The 791-nt window shown below is 40.7% G+C and carries 1 protein-coding gene; it reads right to left on the bottom strand.

All coding sequences use genetic code 11. The features are described 5' to 3' along the window. Positions 1-345: 345 nt before the first annotated feature. Entirely contained in the window at positions 346-450 is a 105-nt protein-coding gene (locus tag ACP5SP_RS08025; RefSeq protein WP_416085845.1) for a hypothetical protein, read from the bottom strand. Between the last annotated feature and the right edge of the window lie 341 nt (positions 451-791).

Genomic DNA, 791 nt, shown 5'->3' with positions numbered 1-791 from the left:
GATAAATTCAGGGAAAAGTATTGTTAGGTTTCCAAATGGCTCTAAAATGATTACATCTGATGACTCAAAAGTGTTTCTGTATACCCCACCAAACCAAGAAACTCCAGGCTCAGTTATTGCAATAGATAAAAATGATTTATTGACATCGTCTGCTCCTTAAGAGAGATACGGAAGCAAAGACAGCTTTAAGTGCGCTCATCCTCTAATAGTTAACCGTCACCTATTTCGTGTTCCGTAGGCAGTTTCTTGTAGTTATTTGAGTGTCGCCTTAATGTAAAAAATCCCTTACCATTGAGGCAGGGAAATATGATAAGAGTGAATAAAAAACTTTCAGGCATTTTCTACTCAGTTTTGCAATGCTTTAAAAACCCTATATGCAATGAGCATCGCTTCTTCCCTTGTGATATATTCTTTCGGTCTTAAGTTTCCGTAGCCGTCGCCTTTGGATATGCCGAGGGCGGGGATGGTAAAGAAAGAGTCACTTACTGGCAGGCGTCAGAATATACTCTTTAAAGAGACAGATACGCAGAGCGCCTCGCGATGTTATTCCCCACCCACCCTTATTAAAGTTACTGGCGGGGTAGTGCACAGAGTGGTTGCTGTAAAGAGTTAAAGAGCCGCAGCTACCATATGCACAAAGACCGCCCCGCAAAGAAGGGTTTGTGCCCTGAGAGAAAAAAGTTCTAGGATAGGATAACCCATTGCTAAAAGCACGCGAAAGAAATGTGTATAAATAGAGTGTAAAAATACTCTTAAGAATATTGAACTTTTTTGGAGTTCGAGAGTCTTAT

Origin of the sequence: Caldisericum sp. (assembly GCF_049967455.1) — a bacterium.
Lineage (GTDB): Bacteria > Caldisericota > Caldisericia > Caldisericales > Caldisericaceae > Caldisericum > Caldisericum exile_A.
The sequence above is the reverse complement of the archived record's forward strand: the minus strand, read 5'-3'. Positions and strand labels throughout refer to the sequence as shown.